The organism is Sphingomonas colocasiae, from assembly GCF_019880585.1.
GTDB classification, from domain to species: domain Bacteria; phylum Pseudomonadota; class Alphaproteobacteria; order Sphingomonadales; family Sphingomonadaceae; genus Sphingobium_A; species Sphingobium_A colocasiae.
Window position 1 is genome coordinate 585,338 of sequence record NZ_JAINVV010000001.1, and the last position, 24,603, is coordinate 609,940.

20 protein-coding genes are annotated in these 24,603 nt (G+C 66.0%); 12 read left to right on the top strand and 8 right to left on the bottom strand.

Annotated features, from left to right (window positions below; translation table 11 throughout):
• The 5 genes from K7G82_RS02835 to K7G82_RS02855 all read right to left on the bottom strand — a co-directional run bounded on the left by K7G82_RS02835 (position 1) and on the right by K7G82_RS02855 (position 6,961).
• Complete coding sequence (locus K7G82_RS02835; protein ID WP_222988287.1) at positions 1-1,200, bottom strand: MFS transporter; 1,200 nt, start codon at positions 1,198-1,200, stop codon at positions 1-3.
• Entirely contained in the window at positions 1,197-2,312 is a 1,116-nt protein-coding gene (locus K7G82_RS02840) for an ABC transporter substrate-binding protein (protein ID WP_222988288.1), read from the bottom strand. Before K7G82_RS02840 ends, K7G82_RS02835 begins: the two co-directional genes overlap by 4 nt.
• 21 nt (positions 2,313-2,333) lie before the next feature.
• On the bottom strand, positions 2,334-3,386 hold the full coding sequence (locus K7G82_RS02845; RefSeq protein ID WP_222988289.1) for an ABC transporter substrate-binding protein: 1,053 nt from the start codon (positions 3,384-3,386) through the stop codon (positions 2,334-2,336).
• A 14-nt stretch (positions 3,387-3,400) separates the two neighbouring features.
• On the bottom strand, positions 3,401-5,824 hold the full coding sequence (locus tag K7G82_RS02850; protein ID WP_222988290.1) for a TonB-dependent receptor: 2,424 nt from the start codon (positions 5,822-5,824) through the stop codon (positions 3,401-3,403).
• Between the two features lie 90 nt (positions 5,825-5,914).
• Positions 5,915-6,961, bottom strand: coding sequence for an ABC transporter substrate-binding protein (locus K7G82_RS02855; RefSeq protein ID WP_222988291.1), 1,047 nt, complete (start codon positions 6,959-6,961; stop codon positions 5,915-5,917).
• A gap of 525 nt (positions 6,962-7,486) precedes the next feature.
• Between K7G82_RS02855 and K7G82_RS02860 the strand changes: the two genes are divergently transcribed.
• The 3 genes from K7G82_RS02860 (at position 7,487) to K7G82_RS02870 (ending at position 11,485) form a co-directional block, all read left to right on the top strand.
• The gene (locus K7G82_RS02860; RefSeq protein ID WP_222988292.1) at positions 7,487-9,106 is read left to right on the top strand and encodes a DUF4153 domain-containing protein; all 1,620 of its coding nucleotides are present in this window, start codon (positions 7,487-7,489) and stop codon (positions 9,104-9,106) included.
• A complete protein-coding gene (locus tag K7G82_RS02865; RefSeq protein WP_343228511.1) occupies positions 9,103-9,825 on the top strand; it encodes a response regulator transcription factor in 723 nt (240 codons plus the stop codon). The genes K7G82_RS02860 and K7G82_RS02865 overlap by 4 nt, the downstream gene beginning before the upstream one ends.
• 103 nt (positions 9,826-9,928) lie before the next feature.
• Positions 9,929-11,485, top strand: coding sequence for a sensor histidine kinase (locus tag K7G82_RS02870; protein ID WP_222988293.1), 1,557 nt, complete (start codon positions 9,929-9,931; stop codon positions 11,483-11,485).
• Here K7G82_RS02870 and K7G82_RS02875 read toward each other — a convergent pair.
• Positions 11,466-12,164: an endonuclease/exonuclease/phosphatase family protein gene (locus K7G82_RS02875; protein ID WP_222988294.1), complete on the bottom strand. Its 699-nt coding sequence runs from the start codon at positions 12,162-12,164 to the stop codon at positions 11,466-11,468. The two genes, K7G82_RS02870 and K7G82_RS02875, sit on opposite strands and share 20 nt — an antisense overlap.
• 115 nt (positions 12,165-12,279) lie before the next feature.
• Here K7G82_RS02875 and radA point away from each other — a divergent pair, with 115 nt between their 5' ends.
• The 9 genes from radA to K7G82_RS02920 all read left to right on the top strand — a co-directional run bounded on the left by radA (position 12,280) and on the right by K7G82_RS02920 (position 23,027).
• Complete coding sequence (gene radA / locus K7G82_RS02880) at positions 12,280-13,659, top strand: DNA repair protein RadA (RefSeq protein WP_222988295.1); 1,380 nt, start codon at positions 12,280-12,282, stop codon at positions 13,657-13,659.
• 100 nt (positions 13,660-13,759) lie between these two features.
• Complete coding sequence (locus K7G82_RS02885) at positions 13,760-14,311, top strand: CvpA family protein (protein ID WP_222988296.1); 552 nt, start codon at positions 13,760-13,762, stop codon at positions 14,309-14,311.
• Positions 14,308-14,736, top strand: coding sequence for an iron-sulfur cluster assembly scaffold protein (locus K7G82_RS02890; protein ID WP_222988297.1), 429 nt, complete (start codon positions 14,308-14,310; stop codon positions 14,734-14,736). The genes K7G82_RS02885 and K7G82_RS02890 overlap by 4 nt, the downstream gene beginning before the upstream one ends.
• Positions 14,736-16,505 carry a cation:proton antiporter domain-containing protein gene (locus K7G82_RS02895; protein WP_222988298.1) on the top strand — a complete coding sequence of 590 codons (1,770 nt, stop codon included), beginning with the start codon at positions 14,736-14,738 and terminating at the stop codon, positions 16,503-16,505. The genes K7G82_RS02890 and K7G82_RS02895 overlap by 1 nt, the downstream gene beginning before the upstream one ends.
• Entirely contained in the window at positions 16,502-16,834 is a 333-nt protein-coding gene (locus K7G82_RS02900; RefSeq protein WP_222988299.1) for a DUF423 domain-containing protein, read from the top strand. Before K7G82_RS02895 ends, K7G82_RS02900 begins: the two co-directional genes overlap by 4 nt.
• 94 nt (positions 16,835-16,928) lie before the next feature.
• Positions 16,929-18,995, top strand: coding sequence for a TonB-dependent receptor plug domain-containing protein (locus K7G82_RS02905; RefSeq protein ID WP_222988300.1), 2,067 nt, complete (start codon positions 16,929-16,931; stop codon positions 18,993-18,995).
• 89 nt (positions 18,996-19,084) lie between these two features.
• On the top strand, positions 19,085-19,657 hold the full coding sequence (locus K7G82_RS02910; protein WP_222988301.1) for an RNA polymerase sigma factor: 573 nt from the start codon (positions 19,085-19,087) through the stop codon (positions 19,655-19,657).
• A complete protein-coding gene (locus K7G82_RS02915; protein ID WP_222988302.1) occupies positions 19,654-20,613 on the top strand; it encodes a FecR family protein in 960 nt (319 codons plus the stop codon). Before K7G82_RS02910 ends, K7G82_RS02915 begins: the two co-directional genes overlap by 4 nt.
• 80 nt (positions 20,614-20,693) lie before the next feature.
• Positions 20,694-23,027: a TonB-dependent receptor gene (locus tag K7G82_RS02920; RefSeq protein WP_222988303.1), complete on the top strand. Its 2,334-nt coding sequence runs from the start codon at positions 20,694-20,696 to the stop codon at positions 23,025-23,027.
• Positions 23,028-23,080: 53 nt separating this feature from the next.
• On the opposite strand, the gene K7G82_RS02925 is transcribed toward K7G82_RS02920, so the two are convergent.
• Positions 23,081-24,019, bottom strand: coding sequence for a DMT family transporter (locus K7G82_RS02925; protein WP_222988304.1), 939 nt, complete (start codon positions 24,017-24,019; stop codon positions 23,081-23,083).
• 60 nt (positions 24,020-24,079) lie between these two features.
• The gene (locus tag K7G82_RS02930) at positions 24,080-24,586 is read right to left on the bottom strand and encodes a helix-turn-helix domain-containing protein (protein WP_246623184.1); all 507 of its coding nucleotides are present in this window, start codon (positions 24,584-24,586) and stop codon (positions 24,080-24,082) included.
• Between the last annotated feature and the right edge of the window lie 17 nt (positions 24,587-24,603).

A 24,603-nucleotide genomic window follows, 5' to 3' on the forward strand; every position in this document is an offset into this window, starting at 1 on the left:
TCAGGCTTCTCCCAGGGCGACGGAGGTGGTGACGGCGCTGCGTCGGCGGAGCAGCGCGATCACGACGGCGGCGGCGAACAGCAGTGGAATCCAGAGCAGGAAGACCGACTGGACCGCGACGAGCTTGCTGGCGAAACCGCCGGCGATCGCGCCGAAGGATGATCCGGTCATCGATGCGAGATTGTAGAGCCCGGCGATCTTGCTCTTGCCGCCGGGCACGCTCGCCAGCATGCGGACATTGACGAGATGGACGATCGCGGATCCGCCGCTCAGCAGCATCGCGCCGATCGCCAGCCCGGTGAAGCCGCCGGCCAGCCCGAGCGCGACGAGCGCCAGCGCCGCGAGCGAAAGGCTGATTCCATAGGCGTGCGGCGTCGCGAGCCGCTGGACCAGCGATCCGCCCAGGAACAGCATCGCGACCGAGATCGCGCCCTGGAACAGCAGCACATGGATGCCGTCCTGCTCGGTCAGCAGCGGCAATCCGATGGCGACGAGGATGATGAAGGTGCCGAACAGAGCGTTGGTCGCGCTGCTGACGAATTCGACGAGGCAGCTTTCGGCGACACCGGCGTTGGCGAAGATCAGTTGCAGTTCCGCGATGAAACCGGGCGCTTCCTCGGCCCCGCGCACGTCGCGCACCGGCAGGAAGGACAGGCTGAACAGGGCCATCAGGCCGAACAAGGCGGCGACGATCCAGAAGCTGATCGCGATGCCGGCGCGCTGGCTGAGCAGCGCCGCGGCGGCGGGGCCGATGATCGCCGTCCCGCCGGTGAGTGCGCCGCGATACCAGCCCGCCTTGGCCTGCCCCAATGTCTTCAGCCGTTCGAGGAAGGACGAGTTCATCGAGACCATGCGAAACGGAATGCAAAGCCCGATCAGGCCCCGGCCGGCGGCGAGCGTGATCCATGAGCCGCTGAGCGGCATGACGAGATTGACGAGCAACGGGCCCAGGCTCGACAGGAAATAAACGCCGCGCGCGCCGTAACGGGCGATGATGAACCCGGCCGGCACGGTCACCAGCACCATGCCGATCGATTCCATCGCGGAGACCACGCCGACCTGGAACGGCGTGGCGCCCAGCGAGATCGCGTAGAGTGTCGTCAGGATCTTGCCGAGGCCGACGGTGAGACCGCTGATCGCCGCGAGCAGGATGAAGCTGGAAAGAAAGCGCGTATCGGACAGCGTGTTCTGCTCGCTCACGATTTCGGCACCTCCTGGGCGGCGGCGGCTTTGGTCGCGGCGGGGCGCCAGAAGGTTTCGAGCTTGAGGTTGCGGATCGCCTGGTCGGCGAAGCGCCGGTCGAGCAGCGCGTCGACATCCACCTTCTCGCGCACCAGTCCCTGCTTGAAGGTATAGTCGGCGGCTGCCCGGTAATGTTCGAACACGGGCGTGTCGAACAGCGGCGACCAGCGATCGGCCCAGGCGACGCGCGGTTCATCCCATTCCTTTTCGACCACGCTCAGCGGTGTTTCGCCGCGTGACGCGATTTCGGCGATGGCGGCGCGGTTCTCGGGCTGGGCCGCCCAGTGCGCGGCGCGGACATAGGCGTCGGCGACGAGCTGTGTCAGTTCGGGCTGCTGGTCGACGAAATCCTTCCGCGCGAACAGTTCCGCGCGCATCTTCCAGTCGGTCGGCGCTTCCTTGGTCGACCAGATGATCCGGCCAACACCCTTTTGTTCGAGCAGGATCGCGTCGGAGAGCAGGAAGACTGCGTCGACATCACCCGAAGCCAGCGCGGCATGGCTTGCTGGCGGATTGATGTTGAGGATCTTGAAATCGTCGAGCTTCAGGCCGTTCGCATCGATCAATTTGGCGAAAGGCAGTTCCCAGGGGCGGCCGCGATGGAGGGCGATCCTTTTGCCCTTCAGATCGGCGATGCTCCTGGCCTCCAGCCCCTTGCGGACAACGAGATAGGCGTTCTGGCCGCGCCCCGAAGGCACGATCAGCCGCGTCTCGACGCCGCCGGCATTGGCGATCAACGCGGGGAAATCGCCATAGCCCGCGAAATCGATGCGCTTGCCGGCGAAGCCTTCGTTGATCAGCGGGCCGCCGACGGCGGTGGGCACGGGGAACCAGGCGAGCGCGACGCCCTTCCTGGCGAGTTGCTCCTTCAGCCAGCCCTGCTGGATCACGACCTGCGCCAGGCCGCTATATTCCTGCCGGCCCTTATAGGGATAGGCGATGGTCGCGATGGTCAATGTCTTGGGCGTGCCGGCGGTCTGCGCCGGTGTGCCGCCCCGGAACTGGAATGCGACGAGCGCCGCGAGGGCGGCGACCGCAAGCACCGCGATCGACAGGGATTTGCGTGACATGATCCTGATCCTCCGTCTCGATCAGGCGGCGTCGCGCGCGCTGTACAAGGTCTCGAACGGACGCCGGTCGATCCATTCGCCCACGTCGAAATGCGTGGGCAGGAAGCCGCGTTCGAACAGGAAGGTCGTGAAATCGGCGAGCGCGTCGATCGAGGCTTCGGAAAGATCGGTGCCGAGCCGCTGGTGCAGCGTATCACCGCCATAGGCCGCACGGACGAACTGTTCCGACGATCCGGTTTCGCGGGCGATATAGGCCAGTGTCTCGCGGGGGTTGTAGCTGGCCCAGTCGCCGGCGGCGATCACCTGCGCGAGCAACCGCTCGGCGATTTCGGGATATCGGTCGAGCGTCGCCGCATCGACGGTGAGCGGACGCGGCGTGCCGTTGTTGATGCGGATCTTCGGATCGGGATGGAAGCCGGTGTCGATCACCACATGCGCGCCGGCGAGGAACGCGAATTCCTGGCCGAGCGATCCCTTCACATGGATCGCATCGACTTCGCCGCGCACCAGCGCCTGGAATTCGGCGGTGTAGAGCGGCCGTCCGCTCCATCCGCCGCGTGCGGCGATGCCAAGCTGCGCCTGACCGTCGGTCGCCACGGGATCGCTTGCGTCGATATCGATCCATTCCACCTCATGTTCGCCGACGCCGCCGAGCGACAGGCCGGCGAGCAGCGCGCGCAGCGCGGTGGCGCGGAAGATGTCGATGCGTTGGTCCTTGCGCAGCGGTAGCGCGATGCGTCGTCCGCGCAGGTCGGCGACGGTGCGGATGCCCGATCCGGGAAGCGCGATGATCGCCTGGCTCTCGTCGATCCACGACAGGCCGATGACGCGGGTATCGGCGCTGGTGGCGCGCGCCCAGATCGCGGGCACGCTGCCGCCCTGACGGAAGCTGTGCGGCAGATGATGATCGATGTGCGACGCGCGCGTCTCCGGATCATTGGTGTCCTGGATCGAATTGACGCGGATGCCGAGCGGCGCGAAGGCGCTGCCGATCAGCCCGCGATTGATCGCGATGCCAAGCGGCGTGGGGACGGGGCAGCGCGTATACCAGATTTCCTTGGGGTAATTGGACATGGCCTGGCTCCTCTTCAGAATTTGGCGGTGACCGACGCGCCCCAGGTGCGGGGGTCGCCATAGGTGGTGAGGCGGGCGCCCTGCTGGGTGCCGAAGGTCAGGATCTTGTACCTTCTGTCGGTGAGGTTCCGGACGAAGAGCTGGAATTCCAGCCGGTCTCCAGGGGCCGCGATCGACAGCCGCGCGTTGCCGAGCGCATAGCCGGTCTGACGCTGATAGCGGCTGACCAGATAGTCGTTGGCGGCGGGATCGGTTTCCTGCGCGTTGACCGTGAAATACTGGCTGGTGCGGTAGCTCCAGTCGCTGCCGACCGCGACGGTCCAGTCGCCGACGGGGACGCTGTATTCGGCGTCGATATTGCCGGTGAAATGCGGCGCGCGGGTGAACTGGTTGCCCTTGCCGAACAGCAGGCCGCTGTTCGGATTGTTGGGTATGAAATCGTCGGTGTAGTTGGTGTCGAGCAGGCCGATGCTGCCCGCGATCCGCAGGCCCGCGATCGGGCGCGCCGCGATGTCCAGTTCGACACCTTTCGACCAGCCCTTCGCGTTGATCAGCCGCGCGGTGAAGATCGTGGTGCCGCCCGCCGAGACGGGAACACCCTGCACCAGCACCTGGATTTTCTTATAGTCATAATAGAAGGCGGCGAGATTGGCGGTCAGCTTGCCGCCGAACCACGATGTCTTGAGCCCCGCCTCATAGGAATAGAGGTCCTCCGGCGCGATGCCTTCGGGATCGAACTGGGCGGCGGCGGTGGCGCTCGCCTGGAAGGTGCCCGAGCGGAAACCGCGTGCGAACCGTCCGTAAAGCAGCGCATCGTCGCTGATCCGGAATTGCGGTGTGACATCCCAGGTCAGGCGGTTCCAGGTCTTCGAGGGGGATGCGGTGAAGGGGGCATAGGGCGTGCTCGCGCTCACCGAGCTTCTGAGCCACCAGGTCGACGGATCGGTGAAGGTGACGAGCGGCCGTGCTGCGGTGGGCGCTGTCGTCGGATCGACGGTGTTGAGCCGCCGCGACGCATCGCCGCTGCCGTTCAGGATATCGATCGTCGCGGCGCGCTTTTCGGAGGTGTAGCGGATGCCCGCGGTCAGACTGAGCGCATCGGTGAAGTTGAAGGTGCCGCTGCCGAACAGCGCATAGCTTTTGGCCGTCTGGTCGTAGAGGACGTTCTGGAAATAGTCGTGGCGCCAGCGCGCCGGCCCGGTGCCGCGATCACGATAGGCCGTCGTCGCGATCGTCGCGGTCGACGCGTCGGAGGAGAAATCCTCCCAGAAATAATGCGCGCCCAGGATCCAGTTGAAGCGATCCTCGCGCGGGCTGGTGATACGGAATTCCTGGGTGAATTGCTCGCTCGACAGATCGGTGCGCGAGCGCGATCCCTCGAACACGGTATAGTCGGCATCGCCCTGGCTGAGATTGTCGCCCTTGTCCCAGGCGGTGATCGATGTGACGGTGTAGTCGCCCGGCGTCCATTCGAGCGTGAGCGTGGCGCCGCGCTGCTTGGTCCTGGAAATGCCGGGGACGTTGGAAGCATAGAGATCGCGATCGCCCGTCGGCGCATTGCCGTAATCGTCGGCCGGCGCGGAGGCACCCTTGAGCGCGGCGGTGTCGGGGAAGGCGGGCTCGATGAAGCGCGGGATCGGGGTGCCGTCGAAATTGCGGAACCGGCCGGAGAGCAGGATCTTCAGATCGTCCGACGGCCTGACGAGCAGTTGCACGCGCGCGGCGAAATCGTCGAAGCGGCCGGTGCCTTTTTCGGCGGTGCCGACATTGTCGTACACATTGCCGCGCCGTTCGTAGAAGAACGAACCCCGCGCCGCGACGACATCGTCGACCACCGCGCCGCCGAAGCCGCCCTGGGCAAAGACCGACCCGAAATTGCCGATGCCGGTGCGGACATAACCCGAGGGATCGAATTCGGGCTTGCGCGAGATATAATGGATCGCGCCGCCGACGGTGTTCTTGCCCCACAAGGTTCCCTGCGGGCCGCGCAGCACCTCGACACGTTCCAGATCGAAGATCGGAAAGGCCTGGAAGAAGGGCGAGTTCACATAGACTTCGTCGAAATAGACGCCGATCGGGTTGACGACATTCGCCGCGGGATCGTTGCTGCCGACGCCGCGGATGAACCAGCGCGGGCGATTGCGGCCTTCGGTCTGCGCGGCCGAGGCATTGGGGATCAGCCGGATGATCTCGGCCGCCGAACGCACCTCCAGCCGCTGGAGCGCTTCGCCGCCGACGGCGGTGATCGCGGTCGGCACATCCTGCAATTTCTCCTCGCGCCGGTTGGCGGTGACGATGATCGCCTCGCCGTCATCGGCGGCGACGGGTGCGTCGACCGGATCGGCATCGGGCGCTTGTGCCCAGATCGGCGTCACGGATGCGGTGAGCGATACCGCGCCGGCCAGGGCGAGACGAGAACGGAAACGGGCTTTCAACATCGAGATTTCATTCCTCCGAGTGGGGGCGCGACTGCTCCCGTTGCCGGGGCGCTCTGCGGCGGCGCGCTTTTGGGCAGGTTTCCGAAAGCGTCAGGCGACCTGACGGATATCGGCCGCGAGTTCGTTGAGCGGGCGCGGATCGATCCAGGCGCGCGCGTCGAAATCGGTGGGCAGGAAGCCGTGGACGAACAGGAAATCCTTGAAGTCCGACAGTGCGTCGATCGCCTCGTCGGTCAGGAATGTACCGAGGCGCTGGCTGGCATGCTCGCCATAGGCGGAGCGCACCCAATCGGGCGATGACCCGGCTTCGCGCGCGATATAGGCGATGGCCTCGTCGGGATGCGCCGCCGCCCAGTCGCCGGCATCGAGCACGCGGCGCAGGAAACGCGAGACCAGATCGGGCCGCGCTTCGATCAGCCCGGCGTCGACCGTCAGCGTGCGCGGCGTGCCATTGTTGATGCGAACCTTGGGATCGGGATGGAAGCCGAGGTCTGCGATGATCAACGCGCCGATCAGCCGCGCGGTTTCCAGGCCGAGCGCACCCTTCACATAGATGGCATCGACCTCGCCGCGCACCAGCGCCAATGCCTCGGCGCGATAACCGTGCCGATTGCGGCGCCGGAACCCTTCGCCGGTGGCGATGCCCTCAGTGCCGTTCGATGCATCGTTGATCGTATCGACCCGTTCGACCGCGTCGAGTGACAGGCCGTCGAGTTCAAGCGCCTTGGCGAAACCCCTGAGTGCGCTGGCGCGATTGAAATCGATCGAGATCGGATTGACGGGCAGGCCGATACGGCGTCCGCGCAGGTCGCGCGCCCGGCCGATGCCCGAACCCGGAAGCGCCAGGATCGCCTGAAATTCGTCGGTCCAGGACAGGCCGATCACGCGGGTGTCGCGGCCGTTGGCGCGCGCCCAGATCGCGGGGATGTTGCCGCCCTGGCGGAAGGAATGCGGCAGGCTGTGATCGAAATGCGATTCCCGCGCATCGGGATCGCTGGTTTCCTGGATCGAGCGGAGCGCAATGCCGTCGCGCGCGAATTCCTCGGCGAACCAGTCGAGCTGGACGGCAAGGCCGAGCGGGGTGGGGACGGGGCAGCGTGTATACCAGAGTTCGCTGATCTGCTGGATGTCGGTCATGTTCGAGGGCCTTTCTGACGGGCGCACGCGCCCGGCGTCGCGCGGGCGGGCCCACGCGGCTGGATAAATCGTGCAGCGATTGGCGCGCGGCAGGCGCCGCGCGATCAGTTCAGCTCAACGGCGACATCGCCGCAGGCGGAGTCCGACTGTCGTGGAAACGTGTCTTCGCATTCGTCACTTCCCCTTAACCTGGGGGGATCACGAAGCCGGGCGTCACGCTGCCCTGCATCGCGCTTTAGCCGTTGTTGACGCGGAGCAAGCTGCATCCCTTCAAAAGCCGCGGGTCATATCGACGGCAAGGCCGGGAGGCAGCGACCGGATGCCTCCTGTTTCGATGAAGTCTACTTAAATTGTAGAAAAAGAGTCGGCAACTCAACTTTTGCTATTCCGTGCGATAGTCGGGCTAGCCTGCTCGCGATCGCCTGCACGGTTCCTGCATGGCAGTTCCTCCGATGCAGCACCTGTGGCGGACCATGGCTCCCCAACCGAACACCATGATGAGGGCTCCACTGGGAGGGACCGGTCATGCCGCTTCGCTATTCCTATTCCGCCAAGTTCGGCGCGGCGATCATGCTCGCGCTCTTCGCCAACTGGCTATTCCTGTTCCACCATGTCGGCGCGACGACCGGCTATTTCGCGCTCGCCGTGATCGTCGCACTGGTGGCCTTGCGCCCCGCGATCCGGAGCAACCCTGCCGCCATCGTCGCGATTGCAATCGCGACGGGGCTTGCCGGCATGCTGATCGAGGCGCCGTCGCTGCTCGCGGCGATCCTGTGCTGGACGGCTCTGGCCTTCGCGGCGATCAGCCCGCGAGTGACCGGGCCTGACGATGTACGGCGCTGGGCGGTCCGGCTGTTGCTGCACCTGTTCTCGATCCCCGTCGGGCCGGTGATCGATGCCGGCCGCTGGGCGCGGGCGCGTCGACGCGTGGGAGCGGACGGGCGGCTGCGGCTATTGCCGCTTGTCGCGCTGCCGATCGCGGGCAGCCTGGTGTTCCTGGCGCTGTTCGCCACCGCCAATCCGATCATCGCCGATGCGCTGGCGCGGTTCGATACCGGGCTCGCGATCGACGGGACCTTTCCCGTCCGTATCGCTTTCGTGGCGATGGTTTTCGCGCTTGGTTGGGCATTGCTGCGGCCCTTCGTGTTCGTGCCGCTCGGACCGCCCCATATGGGCGGCACGCCGATGTCGTTGCCGGGCGTCAGTGCCGCTTCGGTCACCTTGTCGCTGGTAACGTTCAACGCGTTGTTCGCGGTGCAGAACGGGCTCGACATCGCCTTTCTGTGGAGCGGCGCGCCCTTGCCGGGCAAGACGACCATGGCGGACTATGCGCATCAGGGCGCCTATCCGCTGATCGCGACGGCGTTGCTCGCCGGGCTGTTCGTGCTTGTCACGATGCGCCCGGGGTCGGAAACCGCTGCCCGCCCGGCAATTCGCGCGCTGGTGACGATCTGGGTGGCGCAGAATATACTGCTCGTCGCATCCTCGATGCTGCGGACCTTCGACTATATCGATGCCTATTCGCTGACCCGTCTGCGCATCGCCGCGCTGGTCTGGATGGGGCTGGTCGCTCTGGGCCTGATGCTGATCTGCCTGCGCATGTGGCGGGGGAAGAGCGATCGTTGGCTGATCGGCATGAATGCCGCCGCGGCGTTGCTGGTTCTCGGCGCATGCAGCGTCGTCGATCTCGGCCGCATGGCGGCCGCCTGGAACGTTCGCCACGCGCGCGAGGCGGGTGGGCGGGGAGTCCATCTCGATCTTTGCTATCTCAATGAACTCGGGTCCTCCGCGCTGCTGCCGATCGTCGAGCTGGAAGGGCGGACGCGCGATGCGGCGCTGCGCGAAAAGCTGACCTGGTCGCGCAACCGGCTGATGGACGAGATGGAACCGGTGCTGACCGACTGGCGCGGCTGGACCTGGCGCGACGACCGGCGTTTCCGGACGGCGGAGCGGCTGATCGCCGAAAAGGGCCTGAAACGGCAGCACGTCGGGCCGCGTCAATGCAACGGCGTTCCGTTCCCGTCGCCCGAACCGGCGGTCGCGTCATTCGCCGAAACGGCGCCGGCGGAGGTCGCGGTGCCGGCACCCCCGACCATCGCGCGCGAAAATCGTGCCGAACCTTTGACAGCGGAGCCCAAGCGGTGACAACAGCGTATCATATGAGCCGGCTGATCCTGATCGTCGATGACGACCCCCATATCCGCGACGTCCTGTCCTTCGCGCTCGGCAAGGCCGGCATGGAAACGCGCGAGGCGGGGGATGGCGAGGAAGCGCTCGCTGCGGTCGAGAAATGGAACCCCGATCTCGTCATCCTCGATATCAACATGCCGCGCCTCGACGGGATCGAGGTATGCCGCCGGCTGCGCGCGACGGGTGACGTGCCCGTGCTGTTCCTGTCGTCGCGCGATGACGAGATCGACCGCGTCGTGGGCCTGGAACTGGGCGCCGACGATTATGTCGTCAAACCCTTCTCGCCGCGCGAGATCGTCGCGCGCGTCAACGCGATCCTGAAACGCGGCGGGCGCGCACTGGCCGCGGCCGGGCCGCAGGCGCAGGTCGTGCATAATCGCCTCTCGCTCGATCCCGAGGGGTGGGAAGCGCGCTGGGCGGGGGAGCCGGTGGAGCTGACCGCGACCGAATTCCAGTTGCTGCTGCTGCTCGCATCGCTGCCCTCCAAGGTGTTCAGCCGCGATGCGATCATCGACCGGTTGCACGGGCCGGGCTTCGCGGTAACCGATCGCACGATCGACAGCCATATCCGCAATCTGCGCGGCAAGTTCGTGGGCCTGGGGGCGGGCGACCTGATCGAAACCCGCCCCGGCATCGGCTACCGGATCGGGGCGTGCATGGGATCCGCTCAGTGAGCTTCCTGCTGCCATCCCCGCGAAGGCGGGGATCCAGAGGCATAGAGTGCGATCCCCGGCATCTCCTGGATCCCCGCGTTCGCGGGGATGACATTCAGCGGCGATGATCGAACCCTTCAAGCAATGGCTCAAGCGGCACTGGCCGCCGATCCGGTTGCGCGCGATCCTGTTCGGCGTGCTGCTGTTCGTCGCGGCGCTGCCTGGCGTCGCAGCGGTCTTCCTGCGCGTCTATGAGAATACGCTGGTCCAGCAGACCGAAACCGAGTTGATCGCGCAGGCGGCGGCACTGGCCGGCGCGTATCGCGCGGCATGGCCGGAACCGATCGCGCAGGAATCGCGCCCGCTCAGGATCGAGCGGCCGCGCGTCGATCTCAATGCGATGCCCATCCTGCCGGTGATGCACGGCCCGATCGCCGCCGGCCGGTCGGATCCGCGCGCCGCGATCGCCGGGCGCCGGTTGAAGCCTGTCGTCGAGGATACCGTCCAGACCACGCTCGCATCGATCCGCGTGCTCGACCGCCGCGGCGTCGTCGTGCTCGGGCGCACCGATCTGGGCCGCAGCTATGCGCAGGTTCCCGAGGTGAAGGCCGCGCTCGGCGGGCGAAGCATGACGGTGCTCCGCCGGCGCGGTGGATATGAGGCGCGTTATGCGGCGGAGGCGCTCAGCCGCGCTTCGGCGATCCGCGTCCATTATGTGCGTCCGGTGATCGCCAATGGCCAGGTGATCGGCGGGCTGATGCTGTCGCGCAGCCCGCGCGGGCTGTTCCTCGGCATTTATCAGGATCGCGGCAAGATCCTGTTCGGCATGTCGGCGATCTTCGTGACCTTGCTGTTCCTGGCCGGGCTGCTCTCGCGCGCGATCGCCCGGCCGATCGAGGCGCTGAGCCGCGCGACCGAGTCGGTGGCGCGCGGCGCGATCGATGTCCCGGAAACGCCGGCGACCGCCGCGGTCGAGATCCGGACGCTCTACGAGAATTTCGCGCTGATGGCCGAGCGGATCGAAGCACGCTCGCGCTATCTGCGCGATTTCGCGGCGGCGGTGAGCCACGAGTTCAAGACCCCGATCGCGGGGCTGCGCGGTGCGCTCGAATTGCTCGGCGATCATGGCGCGGAGATGACCGAGGCGGAACGGACGCGCTTCCTGTCGAACGCGATGGCCGATGCCGATCGGCTGTCGCACCTCGTTCAGCGGCTGCTCGATCTGGCGCGTGCGGACATGACGGTGATGCAGAACGACGCCGCCACCGAACTTGCCGGACCGGCACGGCGCGTGGCCGACGCGCATCGCGGCGACGGGGTGGCGATCGAGATCGCGATTCCGGCGGATCTGCCGGCGGCGGCGGTTCCCGCGGAACTGATCGAGGCGGTGCTGGAAACCCTGGTCGAGAACAGCCGCCAGGCGGGGGCGGTGCGGATCGGGATTTCAGCGCGCATGGATGAGGGTGGGGTGTTGCTCTCGGTCACCGACAATGGCCGTGGCGTGCCGGCCGCCGATCATGAGCGTATCTTCGAACCCTTCCATACCGGCCGCCGCTCCGAGGGAGGATCGGGGCTTGGCCTGGCGATCGCGCGTTCGTTGCTGGCGGCCAGCGGCGGCGGTATCCGCAGCGCGCGTGTGGAAAGAGGGGCCTTGATCGAGATCAGATTGAGGCGTGCATGATATCCGCCCAGATCGGCAGGTGATCGGACGCCTTGCGCGCCGCGGCGCTCAGATGGACGCCGCTGTCGGCCACTTCCAGATGCGGTGAGACCATGATGCGATCGAGCATGGCGACCGGGCGGCGGGCATGGAAGCTCTTGCCGCAATCGGCGAAGGCGAAATGCTTGCCGAAATCGCGCAGGCAGCCCGATTGGCGGCTCCATTCGTTGAGGTCCCCCATCATCACCGTCGGCATCGGTGCACAGGCCTCGAGATGATGGAGCAGGGCGTGCGCCTGGCGGCGGCGCCAGAGCCCGGAGAGATCGAGATGCATGCCGACGATGCGCATCGTCGCGCCGTTGAGCGCGATATCGGCGAGCACGGCGCCGCGCGGTTCGAGCGCGGGCAGGTGGATCACCTCGCGGCGGATGATCTTCGCGGATTTGCGCACGAGGATCGCGTTGCCGTGCCAGCCCAGGCTGTTCGCGCGCATGTCGAAGGGCACATGAATATAGTCGCTATGTTCGTCGAGCATGTGCAGCGGGATGACGCCGATGCGCGCACCGAAGCGCCGGTCCGCTTCCTGCAGCGCGATCACGTCGGCGCCGATCTCGTTGAGCACCTCCAGCGTCCGCTCGGGGCGCCGGCGGCGATCGGTGCCGATGGCCTTGCGGATATTGTAGCTCGCGACGCGCATCATGCGGACGCCATAGCCGGACTGAAGCAATGGGGGCAGGCGGAAAATCGTGCGACCATGGCGTAACAACGCACAAAGGCGTCTGGCGTTCGACGATGGGAACAGTTAGGGAACATTCATGGCAAAACCCCAGCGTCGATATGTCTGCCAGCTCTGCGGCTCGGTTTCCCCCAAATGGCAGGGCCAATGCGTCGATTGCGGCGAATGGAACACGCTGGTGGAGGAGGCGGCGGCTGTCGTCACGCCTTTTGCCGCCAAGCATAACCTGCAATCGGGCGGCCGTGCCGTCACGCTGGTCGGGCTCGATGCGGACATCGCGTTGCCGGAGCGGGCAGCGACCGGGATCAAGGAACTCGATCGCACCTTGGGCGGCGGCTTTGTCGAGGGGTCGGCGACGCTGATCGGCGGCGATCCGGGCATCGGCAAGTCGACGCTGCTGCTCCAGGCCGCGGCGCGGCTGGCCTGTGCGGGGATGAACGTCGCCTATGTCTCGGGCGAGGAGGCCGCCGATCAGGTGCGGTTGCGCGCACGCCGGCTTGGCCTCGGCAATGCGCCGGTGCAACTCGCGGCGGCGACCTCGGTGCGCGACATCCTGACCACCTTCGGCAGCGGCAAGCCGCCGGCGCTGCTGGTGATCGATTCGATCCAGACCATGCATAGCGACCTGATCGAAGGGGCGCCGGGCACCGTCAGCCAGGTCCGCGCGTCCGCCCAGGAACTGATCCGCTTCGCCAAGGAACGCGGCACCGCGCTGGTGCTTGTCGGCCATGTCACCAAGGATGGCGCGATCGCGGGGCCGCGCGTGCTGGAACATATGGTCGATACCGTGCTCAGCTTCGAAGGCGAGCGCAGTCATCAATATCGCATTCTGCGCGCGATCAAGAACCGCTTCGGCGGTACCGACGAGATCGGCGTCTTCTCGATGGCGGCGGAAGGGCTGGAGGAGATTTCGAACCCGTCCGCGCTGTTCCTCACCAATCGCGATGAGAGCGTGACGGGATCGACGGTGTTCCCCGCACTGGAAGGCACGCGCCCCGTGCTGGTCGAGATCCAGGCGCTCACCGTGCGGCTGGCGAGCGGCGCCACGCCGCGCCGTGCCGTGGTCGGCTGGGATTCGGGACGGCTGGCGATGGTGCTCGCGGTGCTGGAGGCGAGGTGCGGGCTCAGCTTTTCGACCTGCGAGGTCTATCTCAATATCGCCGGCGGCTATCGCCTGTCGGATCCGGCCGCCGACCTCGCGGTGGCGGCCGCCCTGGTTTCCGCGCTCAGCGAACGCCCGGTGCCGTCCGACGCGGTCGCCTTCGGGGAGATCGCGCTCTCCGGCGAGATCCGGCCGGTGGCGCATGGTGCCCTGCGCCTGAAGGAAGCGGGCAAGCTCGGTTTCGGGCGGGCGCTGGTGCCGTCTGCGGTCGGCGGCGAGAAGGGCGGACTGACATTGTCGGGTTTCCGTACGCTGCGCCAGTTCGTCGATCACATGCTGGCGCGCGATCCCGGTTGAAGCATGGGGGGCGGCACCCCAATTGCAGAAACGGTGGAGATTTGATGGTCGCCGCGGAATGCCGATTCAAATTTCCCTGAACTTCGTTTAGCTGGAACCCATGGCTGCCTTCACCGCTCTCGACATCATCGTTCTCCTGCTGGTCGGCGGCGCCGCCGTGCTCGGTTTCCTGCGCGGCTTCACCACCGAAGTGCTCTCGCTGCTCGCCTGGATCGTCGCGGTTTTCGCGGTCAAGATGTTCCATGAGCCGACGACCCTGCTCGTCCGCGACTGGGTGGGCACGGAAGGCGGCGCGATGGTGCTCGCCTTCGCGCTGGTGTTCGGCCTGACCTTCCTTGCCGGACGGCTGACCGCGCGCGCGGTCGGGCGGCGCACGCGGCAATCGGCGCTCGGCAGTTTCGATCGGGTTCTCGGGATCGGCTTCGGCGCGTTGAAGGGCCTGATCATTGCGACCGTCATCTATCTCGGCGTCAGCCTGGTCTATGACACGCTTTATGGCGGCCGCTCGCAGCGGCCCGAATGGATGGCCAAATCCTACACCTATCCGCTGCTTGACGCATCGAGCCGCGCGCTCGTCGACTTTGTCGAGGAACGTCAGGAGGATGGCGGCGCATCCGACAATGGCGCATCCGCGAGCAACGCATCGAAATGAACGCGCCGCTCTACAATACCGCGATCCTGAAACTCGCCGCGACCATTCCGCATCATGCGCGCCTGCCGGCGCCGCAGGGGAGTTCGGAGAAGCGCTCGCCGGTTTGCGGCAGCCGCGTGACGGTGGACGTGATGCTCGATGCCGACGGGCGCGTCGCGGCGCTCGGCCAGGAAGTGCGCGCTTGTGCGCTCGGCCAGGCGTCCGCGTCGCTGATGGGGGCGGGCGCGATCGGCAAGACCCGCGCCGAGCTTGAGGCCGCACGCGATGCGCTGGCGGATTTTCTGGCCGGCAAGCGTGAGAATCCTGGCGATTGGCCGGGGCTCGAGATCTTCCTGCCGGCGCGGCCGCATGCCGCGCGACATCCCTCGATCCGGCTGGCCTTCGAAGCGGTTGCGGAGGCTGCGGCGCGCGCCGTGGGCGCGTGATGCACGAGGGCGGCGGCGTGCCGATGCTGCGCGACGGCGTGATCCTGCTCGGTTTCGCGATGGCGTTCGTGCTGCTGTTCCGCAAGCTGGGGCTGGGCGCGGTGCTCGGCTATCTTGTCGCCGGCGCACTGGTCGGCCCGCATCTGCTCGGATTGGTGGGCGACGCCGAACAGAAGCTGGGTATCGCCGAACTGGGCATCACCTTGCTGCTGTTCCTTGTCGGCCTGGAATTGTCGCCGACGCGGTTGTGGCAGATGCGCAACGATATTTTCGGGCTCGGCCTGCTTCAGGTCGCGCTGTGCGGCTTGGCGGTGGCGTTGCTCGTCTATGGCAGCACGCCCTTCACCCTGGCCGCGGCGCTGGCGCTGGGCCTGCCGCTCGGCCTGTCCTCCACCGCGCAGGTGCTGCCGATGCTGCAATCGGCCGGGCGGTTGCGCACCCCATTCGGCGAGCGGGCCTTTTCGATCCTGTTGTTCCAGGATCTCTCGATCGTCCCATTGATCACCATCGTCGCGGCGCTGTCACGTAATCCGGCCGATGCGGCGGGGCCGCCGGGCTGGGTGCTGGGGCTCTATACCGTGCTTGCGGTGGTCGGACTGGTGCTTGCCGGGCGCTTCGTCCTGAATCCGTTGTTCCGGCTGATCGGCAATCTCGGTGAGCGCGAGATGTTCGTCTTTGCCGGATTGTTCACCGTCATTGCCAGCGCGGCGGTGATGGAGGCGCTCGGGCTCTCCACTGCGCTGGGGGCGTTCGTCGCGGGCGTGATGCTCGCCGAAAGCCCGTATCGCCACGAGCTGGAAGCGGATGTAGAACCGTTCCGCACCATATTGCTTGGCCTGTTCTTCCTCGCGGTCGGCATGATGCTCGATCTGACCGTGATCGCCGAACGGCCGGTGTTCGTGATCGCGATGGCGGCGGCGCTGATCGTGACCAAGACCGCGATCGTGATGGGACTGGGGTTGTTGTTCCGTATGGCGTGGCGCCAGGCGCTGGCGCTGGGCCTGTTGCTCAGCCAGGGCGGCGAATTCGGTTTCGTGCTGTTCGCACAGGCGCAGGATGCGATGCTGATCGAACCGCAGGCGGCCAGCCTGTTCGGTGCGGTGGTGACGATCTCGATGGCGACCACGCCGTTCCTGATGGCGTTCACCCGCCGTTTCCGCGCCGAACCGCGCGCGGGTGCCGCCAAGCTCGATGGGCCGGTCAGCGATGGCGCCTCGGCGATCATCGTCGGTTATGGTCGTTTCGGCCAGACGGTAGGGCAGATGCTGGTGGGGCAGGGCGTGCAGGTGACCTTGATCGATTCCGATCCGGAAACCATCGCGGTCGCCGGCGATTTCGGCATGAAGGTCTATTATGGCGACGGCACGCGCGTCGATCTGCTGCGGCGGGCTGGGGCGGAGGACGCGCAGGCGCTGATCTTCTGTCTGGACGGCGACCGGCTCGATGAAGCCTCGATCGGATTGATCGCCAAGGCGTTTCCCGATGCTTCCATCCTGCTGCGCGCTTACGACCGGCGCCATATGATGCGGATCGGAGCCGCGCCTGTTGCGGGTGCGGTACGCGACGTGTTCGAAAGCGCGATCTCGCTTGCACGCCAGTCGATGCGCGCGCTGGGCATCGACGAGGCGGAGATCGATCATACCGAGGCTGAATATCGCGCGCGCGATGAGGCCCGGCTGAAGGTGCAGAGCGAGACCGGCGATATCCGTGCGGGCATGGATCGGATGTTCAGCCAGCGCAATGCGGGGCTCAAGGAGGATTGCGGATGATTATCTTGCTGGCGGCGCTTTCGGGCGCGATCGCGGTCGCGGCCGGGGCATTCGGCGCGCATGGCGCCTCGTCCGCACAGGCTGCCGAATGGCTGAAGACCGGCGCCACCTATCAGATGATCCATGCGGTTGCGGCATTGGCGATCGTTGACCGGCTGGGCGCGAAGCCGCCGGCCATATTGTTTCTGGCGGGCGGCGCGATCTTCGCTCTGACACTATACGCGATGGCGATCGGCGCACCGCGCTGGCTGGGCGCGATCACGCCGATCGGTGGCACATTGCTGATCATCGGCTGGCTCTGGCTCGGCTGGACCGCGCTCAGGACCTGAGGCTTCAGGCGAAGCCGATTTGGTCGAAAGGATCTGACTATGAAATTGCGCAGTCCTTGCGCGCGGATAGGTTTCCCCGTCGAGGGAGACGAAGATGCGCGGAGGACTGGCTGCCGGCTTGATCTGTTCGTTCGGGGCGCTGGGCGAAGTGCCGTTGCGTGCCCAGGAGGATCCGGAATCGCAGGCGCCTGTTCCACTGGCGCGCGGCGGGAGCAGCGTGATTTCCTATCCGCCCGAATTCTTCGCGGAATATCAGCCGACCATGGCGCTGGAGATGATCACGCGCATTCCGGGCTTTACCTATGATCGTGGCGATACCAGCATTCGCGGATTGGCGGGGACGGGCGGGAATATCCTGATCGACGGGCAGCGCCCGTCGACCAAGGCTCAGAATCTCGACGATATCCTGCGGCGCATTCCGGTAGCGGGTGTGGAGCGGATCGAATTGATCCGCGGCGGCGCACCGGGGATCGATATGCGCGGCCAGACAATGGTGGCCAATATCATTCGCCGCGCGGGCGCGACGACATCGCTCGCCGCCGAATTCATGACCAAATTCTACACCAATGCGCTGCCGGCGCGGATCGCGCGCGTCGAAGGATCGCGCAAGGGGCGCAGGCTGTCGCTGGAGGGGGTGCTCCACTGGCGCGAGGACAGGGACCAGACGATCTCCGGAATCGGCCGCATTTCCCGTCGTGACGGCAATGGCCGGTTGAACGACTGGGGCCGTTTCGAAGCCGATTGGGATCGCTTCATTGTCGGCGGCAACGGCGCCGCCGAATATCGCGAGGGGCCGAATTTCATACGCTTCAGCCTGAACGGTGAACGTGATCGACAGGACAGACGGGACATGACCGAGTTGACCAATGCCGGCGGCTCGGAATTTCGCGAGACGGTGGCCGCGGATGTCGCGACCGACCGTGGTGTCGCCAGTATCGAATATGAACGTGAAGTCTCATCGCGGCTGACCTTGCGCGCGCTGGCGCTCGAAAGCCGCGAACGCGATCGGGTCCTGACCCGGTCGACGGGCACGGGGCCGGAGCAGATCTCCCGCGAGCGCTCGCTTGCCGGGGAGTCGATCCTGCGCGCATCGGGCACCTTCGTGCCGTTGCCGACGCTGACGATCGACGGACGTATCGAGCGGACCTTCAATTCACTCGACGCCGAAAGCAGCCTGACGCGCGGGGGAGTCTCCGTGCCGCTGCCATCGGCGACGGTGCACGTCGAGGAGCGCCGCATCGATGCCGAGGGCGCTGCGCGCTGGCAGATCTGGAGCCGGCTCACCGCCGAAGCCGCAATCGGCTATGAGCGCTCGACGATCGGTGTGGACGGCGATGCGCGCCAGTCGCGTTCGCTGCAATTCCTGAAGCCCCGGCTGAACCTGACGATCGAACCGGCCATGGGCTGGGAAGTGCGGCTGCGCACCGAACGGATCGTCAGCCAGCTCGATTTCGACGATTTCGCGACCACTGCCGGCCTCGATACCGGCACGGTCAATGCCGGCAATCCCGATCTGACGCCCGAACAGGCCTGGCTGTTCGAAGCCACGGTGGAGCGTCGCTTCTGGGACCGCGGAGCCATCACCCTGACCGCCAGCCATTCGGATCTGAGCGACGTGATCGACCTGATCCCGATCGAGGATCGTTTCGACGCGCCGGGCAATATCGGCAACGGTACGCGACAGGAGGCGAAGCTCGCGGTGAGCCTGCCGCTCGACCGGCTGGGTGCAACCGGCACGTTGATCCGGTTGAACGCGAACTGGCGGCGCTCGCGCGTCGCCGATCCGGTGACGGGAGAACGCCGGCGGATCTCGCTGCAACGTCCTTTTCAGGGGGATATCACGATCATCAAGGATCTGCCGCGGCTGAGATCGGTGATCACCGCCGATTTCTATACGGGTTTCAGCGAGACCTCGTACCGGATCAACGAGATCCGCACGGTTGCCGCCAACAGCGATCCGCTCGCGAAGATCTATTGGGACTGGACGGTGAAGCCGGGACTGTCGTTACGCTTCATGTTCGAGAATATCGGCTTCCGTTCGCGTAGCCGGAAGCGTGAATTGTACGATGGCCCGCGCAGCAGCGGGCGGCTGGTCTCCGTCGAGCGGCGGAATGCGGTGATGGACCCGTTCTTCCTGGTGCGCCTGCGCAAGACGCTCTGATTTTCAGACATCGCACGATTTGCGTTACAACTCTCGCGCACTCGATTGTCCTGATCCTGTGATGCGTGCTGGGAGAGCCTTCAGGCCCTATGGTCGACGACGATGTTCTTGAAGACTGGTTCTGCCGGGAGGTGCTGCCTCTCGAACGATCGCTGACGCATTTCATTCGGCGCAACTGGCGGGTCGAGGATGACGTGACCGATCTGCGCCATGATGTGTACGAGCTCGCGATCTCGGCTGGGCGTGGGGGCTTGCCCGCGAACACGCGTCAATATCTGTTCACGATCGCGCGCAACCATCTGATCAACCGTGCGAAACGCGCGCGTATCGTGTCGTTCGATCTGGTCGCCGATCTCGAGACGATCGACCGCGAGGTCGATCTGTTCGAAGCCGAACGCCATCTGAATGCGCGGGAATCTCTGCGCCGTGTCCATGAAGGGCTGGAACGGTTGAGCCCGCGCGTGCGCGAGATCGTCCGGCTGCGCAAGGTCGAGGGGCTGAACGTCCAGGAAACCGCCGAACGGCTCGGCATTGGCAAGGACGCGGTCAATCACCAGGTGATGATGGGGATGAAGGCGCTCGCCGATTTCATGCTGGGCGGCAGCGGCAAGGTGATCCGGCCCAAATTCGGCCGCCGCCATCGGAAAGGCGGTGAAGCATGAGCCGTGTGCAGCAGGCGAACGACCGCGCGGCGGCCTTCCTGATCGCACAGGAGGAAGGGAATTGGTCGGCGACGGACAAGGCCGCGCTCGATGCGTGGCTGGCCGAGTCGGATGGCAACCGCGCGGCCTATTGGCGGCTGAAGCATAGCTGGCGTGAAGCCGATCGGATCGGGGCGCTCGGGCCCGTCGTTTCCGAAATAGTGGAGCCGCGCGCGCCGCGCCGCTGGTGGTTGCCCAGCGCGATCGCCGCATCGCTCGTGCTGATGGTCGGCGCCGGTTACATGATCGCGCATGAGCCCACGCCGGCGATCCGGACCCTGGCCTATGAAACCCCTGTCGGCGGACGGCGCCTGATCGGCATGGCCGATGGCAGCCGGGTGCAGCTCAACACCGCATCGACGGTGCGAACTGCGGTGACCGATAACGCGCGCGAAGTGTGGTTGGACAAGGGTGAGGCCTATTTCGAGGTCTCGCATCGGGAGGGGCGGCCGTTCGTCGTTCATGCCGGCGACCGGCAGATCACCGTGCTCGGCACCAAATTCTCGGTCCGCCGCGATGCCGGCAAGGTGACGGTGTCGGTGCTGGAAGGGCGGGTGCGCGTCGACGAGGTCGATGGCGGGCGCGACATGCGCTCGGCGATCATCTCGCGCGGCGATATCGCCTTTGCGGAAGGCGATGCGACGCTGGTGACCGCACGGTCCGAAGCGCGGGTCGAAGGTGCGCTGGCCTGGCGGACAGGCATGCTGAGCTTCGATCAGACCAGCCTGTCCGACGTGGCGGCGGAGTTCAATCGCTACAACAGCAAGCCGATGGTGGTGACCGATGCGGACGCCGGCGCGATCCGGATCGGCGGCCTGTTCCCTGCATCCAAGCCGGAGGTGTTCGCGAGGCTGCTGCGTGATGCCTATGGCGTGAAAGTCACCGAAACGCCCGAGGCGATAAAAATTTCGAACTGATCGTTACAGTTTCGCGACGCAACCTTGTCTCCTTCCCATGACGGATACGCGCGGACGCGACCGATACAGGGGGAAGGGATATGAGGATCAACGGCCATCGCGCTTTGCTGGCATCGGGTATCTGCATCGCGGCGCTCGCGACGCCGGCCCATGCACAGCAGCGCCAGTTCGACATTCCGGCGGGGAGCCTGAAATCGGCGCTCGACGCCTATGGCCGCCAGGCGGGACGCCCGATCATCTACAAGGCGGACGAGGTGCGCGGCGTGCAGTCGCGTGGTTATCGGGGGGCGGCGGCACCCGATGTCGCGCTCGACGCGATCCTGGCGAACAGCGGCTTCAGCGTGCGCGCGGGAACGGCGGGGGCGATCGCGATCGTCCGCAACCAGAGCCGTACCTCTATGACCGACGAAGCCGTATCGGCCGCAGGTGACGGCGCTGGTACGGGCGAGGGTGAAGCCTTTGGCGATATCGTCGTTACCGCCGCGCGCCGCGAACAGCGGCTGGTCGACGTGCCCATGAGCATCACGGCGGTGTCCCAGGCGGAGCTGGAGCGGCGCGGCGCCGTCTCGCTGCTCGATCTCTCGCGCAGCGTGCCGGGATTGGTGGTGATCGAATCCGGCCCCGGGCAGAACCAGATCTTCCTGCGCGGCGTCGCCAATCCCAACGGCATCGCTTCGCTGGTCGGCGTCTATATGGATGAGATCCCGGTGACGGGCGCGTCGCTGGGGCAGCTTGATCTGCAGCTTGTCGACCTCGAACGCGTGGAGGTGCTGCGCGGGCCGCAGGGCACCCTCTACGGCCAGGGATCGGCGGGCGGCACCGTCCGCTTCATCACGCGCAATCCCGACCTCAACAGCGTTTCGGGCGAAGCCAGCCTGTCGGCCTATGCCACCGAACATGGCGATTTCAGCGAACGCCTGAGCGGCGTGGTCAATGTGCCGGTGATCGACGACGTGCTGGGTTTCCGCGTTTCGGGTACGCTCGCCAATCTGGGCGGCTGGATCGACCAGCCGGCGGCGGGTCGCAAGGACATCAACGACCAGTTGATCCGCAATGTTCGCGTGAAGGGCTTGTGGCGGCCTGCCGACGGGCTGGACATCACCGGCACCGTCGTCGTCCATCGCAACAAGGGCGATGGCCTGACGGTGGGCGCGGACAAGCATTATGATGTCGATTTTCCGAATGGCGATCCGCTGGCGCGCCAGACTCTGGTCGACAATTACGAGATCTATAATCTCACCGCGACCTATGATTTCGGCGGAGTCGAGCTGATGAGTTCGACCAGCCATGTCGATGCGCACAAGCGCAATGCCGGCGTGGCGCTGAAGCTGCCGGGGCTGGAAACCTTCAACCGAGATACGCTCGACAGCACGTCGTTCACGCAGGAAGTGCGGCTGAGCTCGACGGGCAAGCGCCGGCTGAACTGGGTCGTGGGCGCCTTCTACACCGATGAGACGATCGACCGGCTGCAGGTGCTCGATCTCTATTCCGAAGGCGAATTCCTGGGCGTGGATTCGGTGGATTCCAGCGACAAGTCGGAAACGATCTCGGTGTTCGGCGACATATCCTTTTCGCTGACCGATCGCTTTCAATTGGGCAGTGGGCTTCGCTATTTCCACGACAGCCGCAAGCGCGCGCGCAACGGCGTGCCCGATCAGGCCGGCACCTTCGAATCCGTCAACCCGCGCTTCTATGCGTCCTATGATCTCGCCCCGAATGCGACGCTTTACGCCAATGTGGCCAAGGGGTTCCGCAGCGGCGGATTTCAGGGCAACGGCGTGAACACCACGTTCGATCCGGAGAATGTCTGGTCGTACGAGGTGGGGACGAAGGGAGTGTCCGGCGGCTTTCGCTGGGACGTCACCGGCTTTTACAGCAAGTATAAGGGATATCAGGCCTTCGTGCTCGGTCAGGGCGTGTTCGGCGGGCTGATGAATGCCGGCAATGCCGAGATTTACGGTGTGGACTGGTCTTTCGCTGTCGATCCGGTGAAGAATCTGACGCTGCAATTGAGCGGCAATGTGACCAGCACCGAGCTGGTCTTCGTCCTCCCCGCATCGACATCGAACATCACCGGTGACCGGCTCGACTATATTCCCGATTATGCGATTTCGGCTTCGGCCGAATATCGCTTCGACTGGAGCGCCGACACGCCGGGCTTCGCGCGGCTGGACTATAACCAGATCGGCCCCGGCACCGTCACCGATCGCAGCCTGGACATCGTCGCCTTTCGCACCAACACGCTCAACATGCTCAATGCACGGATCGGACTGGAGCGCGGCCGTTGGGGCGTTGAGCTGTTCGGCGAAAATCTGCTTGGCGAGAATGGCCGGCAGGATCCGCTGGAGGCATTGGGCTTCGGTACCCGCCCGCGTCCGCGCGTGATCGGCGCGAAGGTGAAAGCGAGCTTCTGAACGTTCGGGAATGGGAGCCGCCGCCGGTTTTCCCGCGGCTCCCATCCTCCGGGTCATGCCGGAGCCGCCGCCGGTTTGTGCGCCGTGAAGCAGCTTGTCACGCTGGCGATGACGAGCAGGATCGCCAGTGTTTCGAGCATGGTCGGCAGCCGGGCTTCCCAGGCGAAGCCGTAAAGCAGCGCGAACAGCGTTTCGAACAGGATCATCTGGCCGATCAGTGTGAGGGGCAGCAACCGGCTTGCCCTGTTCCAGAGCGCGTTGCCGGCGATCGAGGAGAGCAGCGCCACGCCCGCGCACACCGCGATCAGATGGCTCCATTGCGAAATATCCTGGCCGGTCGCTTCCAGCAGCACTGCGGCGGGCACGATCAGCAGCGCCTGCCCGCCGGTCACGACCCCGAGCAACAGGCTCCAGTCATGCGCGGAGACATGATCGAGCCGCGCCAGCCAGCGAGTGTTGCCGATCGCGAAGATCATCCATGAGACGAGCGCCCCGACCGCGCAAGCCAGGCCTGCCGCCTGCTCGACGAGTGATCCGCCAGGCGCGGGCCCCAGCGCTTGCCAGCCCACGCAGACGACGCCCGCGATCCCAAGCAACAGCGACGGCGCAAGCTGAGACAGCGGCGGGGCGCCGCCGTCGCGGCTGCCGAGAATGGTGACCGCGACGGGCAGCAATCCGATCACCAGCGACGTCATCGCGATGCCGCCAAGCTGAACCGCGCTTGCGAGCAGGATATAATAGAGACAGTTGCCGAGCAGGCTCAGCCAGCCGAGTGCCACCCATTCGCGGCGACCGAGCCGGTCGCGCAGGCCGTGCCAGCGCGGAGCCAGGAGGATCATGGCGAACAGCCCGTAAGCAAGATAGCGACCCGCGGCCAGGTGGAGGGGGCCGAAACCACGGACCAGTTCGGGGGCGAGGAAGACCAGCCCCCACAGCGCGCCGGCGCCGGCGCCGCAGGCAATGCCGGCCGTCATGTCTCGGTTGTCTGTCATCGCGATCTCCGTGCCTCGGCCGGAGATTGCGTCAGGTGAGCGGCGCGGTCTTGATCGTGCCTATCGTTTCCTTGTCCCAGGCTCCTGCGCCTGGCGCCGATAGGCGCCCGGCGTCAGCCCGGTTTCCCTGCGCATGGCACGGGTGAGGGCACTTTGATCGGCATAGCCGTTGCGATAGGCCAGTTCCGCGATCGAGTGGCGGGTCGAGCGAAGCCCGTCGCGAACGCGTTCCAGGCGGAGATCGGACAGCCAGGCGATGGGTGTGGTGTCGAGTTCCTCGCGGAATATGGCGTGAAGGCGGCTGATGCTGAGGCCGGCCCGGCTCGCCATCGTCGCGGTGGTCCAGGACGAACCCGGATCGGCTTCGACAAGGGCGCGCAGCCCGGCCAGGCGGGAGCGGGGTGACGGGGGCGTCAGGTCGAGCGCTTCGAACAGCAGCGGCGCCCAATAGTCGACGGCGGTCGACGGCGCTGTGCGATCCGCCGTCATCAACGCCATGAAATCGACCAGCTTGTTCGCCGCCGGTGACAGGGGAAGATAAGGACTATGGCCGAGGCGTTCCCGCAATGACGGGGTGATAACCC

Bases quoted from the DNA above. Each gene is read 5' to 3' on its own strand.
- K7G82_RS02840 (WP_222988288.1), bottom strand. From the start codon at position 2,312: ATGTCACGCAAATCCCTGTCGATCGCGGTGCTTGCGGTCGCCGCCCTC.
- K7G82_RS02845 (WP_222988289.1), bottom strand. From the start codon at position 3,386: ATGTCCAATTACCCCAAGGAAATCTGGTATACGCGCTGCCCCGTCCCC.
- K7G82_RS02850 (WP_222988290.1), bottom strand. From the start codon at position 5,824: ATGTTGAAAGCCCGTTTCCGTTCTCGTCTCGCCCTGGCCGGCGCGGTA.
- K7G82_RS02855 (WP_222988291.1), bottom strand. From the start codon at position 6,961: ATGACCGACATCCAGCAGATCAGCGAACTCTGGTATACACGCTGCCCC.
- K7G82_RS02860 (WP_222988292.1), top strand. From the start codon at position 7,487: ATGCCGCTTCGCTATTCCTATTCCGCCAAGTTCGGCGCGGCGATCATG.
- K7G82_RS02870 (WP_222988293.1), top strand. From the start codon at position 9,929: ATGATCGAACCCTTCAAGCAATGGCTCAAGCGGCACTGGCCGCCGATC.
- K7G82_RS02875 (WP_222988294.1), bottom strand. From the start codon at position 12,164: ATGATGCGCGTCGCGAGCTACAATATCCGCAAGGCCATCGGCACCGAT.
- radA (WP_222988295.1), top strand. From the start codon at position 12,280: ATGGCAAAACCCCAGCGTCGATATGTCTGCCAGCTCTGCGGCTCGGTT.
- K7G82_RS02885 (WP_222988296.1), top strand. From the start codon at position 13,760: ATGGCTGCCTTCACCGCTCTCGACATCATCGTTCTCCTGCTGGTCGGC.
- K7G82_RS02890 (WP_222988297.1), top strand. From the start codon at position 14,308: ATGAACGCGCCGCTCTACAATACCGCGATCCTGAAACTCGCCGCGACC.
- K7G82_RS02895 (WP_222988298.1), top strand. From the start codon at position 14,736: ATGCACGAGGGCGGCGGCGTGCCGATGCTGCGCGACGGCGTGATCCTG.
- K7G82_RS02900 (WP_222988299.1), top strand. From the start codon at position 16,502: ATGATTATCTTGCTGGCGGCGCTTTCGGGCGCGATCGCGGTCGCGGCC.
- K7G82_RS02905 (WP_222988300.1), top strand. From the start codon at position 16,929: ATGCGCGGAGGACTGGCTGCCGGCTTGATCTGTTCGTTCGGGGCGCTG.
- K7G82_RS02910 (WP_222988301.1), top strand. From the start codon at position 19,085: ATGGTCGACGACGATGTTCTTGAAGACTGGTTCTGCCGGGAGGTGCTG.
- K7G82_RS02915 (WP_222988302.1), top strand. From the start codon at position 19,654: ATGAGCCGTGTGCAGCAGGCGAACGACCGCGCGGCGGCCTTCCTGATC.
- K7G82_RS02920 (WP_222988303.1), top strand. From the start codon at position 20,694: ATGAGGATCAACGGCCATCGCGCTTTGCTGGCATCGGGTATCTGCATC.
- K7G82_RS02925 (WP_222988304.1), bottom strand. From the start codon at position 24,019: ATGACAGACAACCGAGACATGACGGCCGGCATTGCCTGCGGCGCCGGC.